Annotated in this window: 5 protein-coding genes; 2 read left to right on the forward strand and 3 right to left on the reverse strand. The window is 36.9% G+C overall.

Features of this window, described 5'->3' with window-relative positions; genetic code table 11:
- Positions 1-279: 279 nt before the first annotated feature.
- Positions 280-684, forward strand: a complete 405-nt coding sequence (locus NZ519_11475; GenBank protein ID MCS7029373.1) for a hypothetical protein — start codon at positions 280-282, stop codon at positions 682-684.
- Positions 677-1,888 carry an HD domain-containing protein gene (locus NZ519_11480; protein MCS7029374.1) on the forward strand — a complete coding sequence of 404 codons (1,212 nt, stop codon included), beginning with the start codon at positions 677-679 and terminating at the stop codon, positions 1,886-1,888. The genes NZ519_11475 and NZ519_11480 overlap by 8 nt, the downstream gene beginning before the upstream one ends.
- A gap of 7 nt (positions 1,889-1,895) precedes the next feature.
- Here the strand turns inward: NZ519_11480 and NZ519_11485 are convergent, their stop codons facing one another.
- The 3 genes from NZ519_11485 to NZ519_11495 form a co-directional block, all read right to left on the reverse strand.
- Positions 1,896-2,978: an aromatic ring-hydroxylating dioxygenase subunit alpha gene (locus NZ519_11485; protein MCS7029375.1), complete on the reverse strand. Its 1,083-nt coding sequence runs from the start codon at positions 2,976-2,978 to the stop codon at positions 1,896-1,898.
- A 113-nt stretch (positions 2,979-3,091) separates the two neighbouring features.
- Positions 3,092-4,243 carry a proline dehydrogenase family protein gene (locus tag NZ519_11490; protein ID MCS7029376.1) on the reverse strand — a complete coding sequence of 384 codons (1,152 nt, stop codon included), beginning with the start codon at positions 4,241-4,243 and terminating at the stop codon, positions 3,092-3,094.
- A gap of 26 nt (positions 4,244-4,269) precedes the next feature.
- Positions 4,270-4,929, reverse strand: a complete 660-nt coding sequence (locus NZ519_11495) for a phosphatase (protein ID MCS7029377.1) — start codon at positions 4,927-4,929, stop codon at positions 4,270-4,272.
- Between the last annotated feature and the right edge of the window lie 87 nt (positions 4,930-5,016).

Consider the following 5,016-nt stretch of genomic DNA (forward strand, 5'->3'; position numbering starts at 1 on the left):
TTTTTTTTTTGTTTGTGGTTGTTTTTTTGGGGGGGTGGGGTGTGGGGGGGGGGGGGTGTTCCCGGGGGGCCCCCCCCCCGCCCCCCCCCCGCCCCCCCCCCCCCCCCCCCCACGCCGACCTTGTGGGCATGAGCGTAGCGAAATGCCCACAAGGGCACGCCCAAAAAAATTAAAAACTTAACTTTTGAGTATCGTTCTTTTTGTAGACCAAAAATAAAAATATGAACAGGCTTGATAATAACTAAAAAGTTGCTATTTTTGAAGTGTGCTTGTAACGGTATGAGTATCTTAAAAAACGTTTTACAGTCCATTCGCGAAGCCTATCTATCCTTGAAAGGTACTAACGAAGAAAATGAAGATAAACTTGCAGAACAAAGAATGCAGCTTTTTGAAGCTATTAAAAAAGCAAGCGAAGATGGAACCATCACTGCGCAAGAAATGGAAGAAGTTAGACAAATGCAAAAATTCTTAAACATTACCGATGAAATTATGACAGAACTTAAAATAAAAGTGCTGAAAGACTTGATGAATAAAATTTTAGCTGATAACATAGTTACACAGGAAGAAATTGCTTTAATCCAAGAATTAGGTAGGGGACTACAACTTTCATCAGAAGACTTCGCCCGGCTAAAACCTGACATGGATAAAATAGAAGAGTTGTACACCAAACAACAAAATGCCTGAATATCGTTTATTTAGCGATCCTATCTATGGTTTTGTTGAGATTCCTTCGGGAATAATTGCTAAGGTTTTAGAAACACCTGTTTTTCAGAGACTTCGCCGTATTAGTCAATTAGGTTTGTCAGCTTTTGTGTATCCAGGGGCTACCCACACGCGTTTTCACCATGCTTTGGGAGCTACTTATTTAATGACTAACGCCCTAGAAGTACTGCGCAAAAAAGGTGTTTATATTTCTGATACAGAATTTCAATCTGCTGTATTAGCTATCTTACTGCATGATATCGGGCATGGACCTTTTTCGCACTGCTTAGAAGGACAGCTCTTCCGATGCCATCACGAAGAAATGAGCTTGTCTTTAATGCAATATCTCAACCAACAGTTTGATAATCAATTAGAATTAGCTATTCGTATTTTCAAAAATGAGTACGAAAGACCTTTTTTTCATGATTTGGTTTCCTCTCAATTAGATATGGATAGAATGGACTACCTGCAAAGAGATAGCTATTACTGCGGTGTTTCAGAGGGCGTTATTGGTGCTAAACGCTTGATTAGAACCTTGAATGTACATCAAGATAGAATTGTAGTAGAGCAAAAGGGACTTTATTCAGTAGAACGCTTCATGACCGCTAGAAAAATTATGTATTGGCAAGTGTATTTACATAAAACAACCATAGTAGCCCAACATATTTTAACAGGTATTCTCATGCGCATACGAGAGTTAATGGAAGAAGGTAAAAAAGTAGTTTTTGCTTCACCTTATGTTCAATTCTTTTTTGAAAATCCAATCTCTGCTCAAGATTTGTCCAATCCCGAAGTACTGCACTATTTTATTCACTTGGACGATACAGATTTTTGGTTGATGATTAAAGCGAACTTATATCATCCTGATTTTGTACTGTCAGACTTATGCCAACGTTTTATTAACCGAAAGCTGTTTGCCATTAAAATGACTAAGCAGCCTTTTGGTCAAGAATTCTTATTACAAAAGAAACAGCAACATGCGCAGTTAGCCCCTTTTGAGAAATACTATTTTGCCGAGGGTTTATTAGAAAATGAAGTATATGGCAAAAATGAAATTTATATTCTTACTTCGGAAAAAACCGTGGTGCCATTTAGCCAATTTTCTGATGCTATTTCGCCCGAACATTTATACACTAAAACGCAAAAGTATTACTACATTTATCCAAAAGAAGCAGAAGCCAAATAGCGGCAAGTTATTCATTCATAAATTGAGCTATCAATCGGTGAAAATGATGCGTACCTTGTTCTCTTTTAGGTGAATATCTTCCTCCTTTGTATAAACGAGAAGTTATCCCTTTTTGTACTTGTACTACTACGGCTTCATCTTCGCGTTCTACACGGTCTAAATCTGCCCCTGCGCCTTTGCTTAGTTTAGTCGCATCATAAACATAAGGCAGAAAGACTACCTTTGTCAAGTTAGGTGCAATGGGCTTGACCACGTTGATAGAAAGTCCCCAAGGGTAAAAATTAAACATTAAGTTAGGAAATACCCAATAGTAATACGCTGCCACTTTTTTGCCATAATCTACAGAATCAGCAGGTAAGTCAAAGTATTCTTCTCCTTCTTTGGCTATGCCTAATTGCAAATTACTGTATTCATAGACTTCTGTGATGTAATTGCTGTAATCTAATACTTCGCTTAAAGTAGGATGTACATAAGGAATATGAAAACCTTCCAAGTAATTTTCACAGTACAACGCCCAGTGTGCTTTGACTAAATATTCTCTTTTACGAGAAGGTTCAAGATAAAAGTTTTGCAAAGGTAACCAAAACAGGCGTTTTTGCATTTCACCTAAAAAACGCTCTACGGGTGCAATAGGATTGATGCTAACAAAAAGTAGCTTAGTCCAAGCATAAAAATTAACTTTCGTAAGGTTATCTTGTTCCGAAGGAAAATTTTTTACTCCCTCAAATTCGGGCATAGAAAGCATTTTACCTGTCAAATCGAAACGCCTTCCATGATATTTGCATCGCAATTGCCGCATTGAGCCACAACCTTCTACTAATCTATTTCCTCTATGCGTACAAACATTAGCTAAACAATGTAAAACATCCTGACTATCACGAGTAAACAGTAAAGGTTCATCTAAAAAACCTTCTAATAATGTCAAAGGTAGTACCTGCTCTGCTACACTGATATTGTCTGTATCCTCTACAAATTGCCAAGTACGGGCAAAAATTCTTTCTTTGGAACGTTCAAATTCCTCTGCGCTGCGGTAAAAATAAGTATCTAATGTATAAGCTTGGGTGATATCTTCATCTACAACGTACTTCATACAGTTGCAAGGTAAAAAAAATAATGAAACTAAACGTAAAAATTATCTTAAAAAATTAAGTTTCAAAGCAGATAGTAATTTGTTTCAAGTGTAGTGTATCTAATACCTTGCGTTTAGTGTAATTGTCTTCGTTTGAGTTCTTGTTTAATCAATTCAAATTCTCGGCTGCTTTGTCCTGCTACGGAAGTATTTTCTTTTGCTCTTCGGAATAAGTAAGGTAGAACGGCTTCCACAGGTCCGTAAGGTAGATATTTAGCGGTTGTATAGCCTTGATTAGCTAAGTTGTAAGAAATGTGGTCGCTCATGCCCAAAAGCTGTGAGAAACAAATATGCGGATGATCGTGTGGTAAATGGTATTTCTCTATCAGTTGTGCTGCTAGTAGACTGCTTTCTTCATTATGAGTAGCTACACAAACAGCAATGTTTTCAATATGTTCAATGCAAAACGTTAGGGCTAAGTTGTAATCTCTATCTGTGTCTTCTTTACTTTTTTGAATAGGACTAGGATAACCCATAGCTGCGGCACGTTCGTTTTCTATCTCCATGTATGCCCCACGTACTAACTTGGCAGCAAAAATATATCCTTCTGCTTTTGCTTTTTCGTATTGTTTTTTTAGATAGTCTAGTCTATCCCAACGATACATTTGTAGAGTAGTATAAACAAGAGGCTTTTCTTTGTTATAGATAGCTATCATTTCTTCGGCTAGTCGGTCAATGTTATCTTGAAACCAAGAGTGTTCTGCATCAATGAAAATAGGAACTTGAACTCTTTTAGCTGTTTCGCATATTTCTACCAAACGCTGGCGAATTTTTTCAAACTCTAGTTTGTATAGGTTATTCTGAGGCGTATAATGTTCTAAAACCTTTTCTGCACCTATTCCTGTGATCTTCACTACTCCAAATAGAATTTCTTTTCTACCTTGTGCAAACTCCAAAGATTTGATAATTTCTTTTTTAGTTTGTTCAAAGCCCTCTTCGTTTTTAGTACCCTCTACGGAATAATCTAAAATGGTTTTTACGTTGTATTGATAAAGTTTTTCAATAGTATGTTGGGCATCACTTAGACTTTCTCCACCCACAAAGTGATTAAAAATAGTTTTCTTTATCCACCTTTTAACAGGTAAATGCAATTTAAGCGCTATGTTGATGAGCTTAGGACCAATATTGACCAAAAAGTTAGAGTTCATCATTTTGAAAAGGCGATAGGCTTTTTTAAGCTCATCGTCTGTTTTATTTCTAAATGCTATTTCAGTATTGCTAAACATACCTTACTTCGCAAATAAACCTATTTTTATTGATATAACATAGGTTTAACTTTATTTCGTTCAGTAAAGTAGCGAAGGTAAGTTTCGTTCATCAACATACGTTCGGTAACCACTACATCGTACAAGTTTAGACCACCTAACATAAGTTCGCATATTTCGCGAATAGCATTTTGATGACCTGTATGTCTTGTTACATAATCACAAAAGCTATTTTTGATGGCGTACTGCACAAAAAGTGGATTAGATTCTCTTCCTACTAAAAATCGCAAGCCGCACATACTTGCCATGCTCAAATCATTGATATCATCGTAAATACAGGCAATGTGCTGATATTCTACGTTGTGTCGTTGGGCAATTTCTTCTAGTGCTTTTCTTTTGTCCATTATTTTTATGTATAGCCCTGTAAAGTGTTCTCTTTGCACAAATTGCCAAGCAGTAGGATTATCTTCTCCTGAAATAATGTAAAAAAAAGGCATCTCTTGATTTCTTTTCCATAGACCATACCGAAGCATATTTAGTCCCATTGCATCTATTTCAGAAAATCCAGAATAGCTTTGAGCAGATTTAGTACCGTCGTTAAATACTCCATCCCAGTCTAATACTACAATTTGAATGTACTGCAAGCGTTCGGCTAAAACGTTGCTCTGGGCGGTTTGGATATGGTGCAAAGGTTGCAGCTCTGTCATGGACAACAAATTTAGAAAATATCATTACATATAGGTCTAAAAAAATAATTTGATTTTTTTGGCGTACCCCTTACTGCGCAAGGGTCG

The sequence above is a fragment of the Bacteroidia bacterium genome, assembly GCA_025056095.1.
Classification (GTDB): domain Bacteria; phylum Bacteroidota; class Bacteroidia; order JANWVE01; family JANWVE01; genus JANWVE01.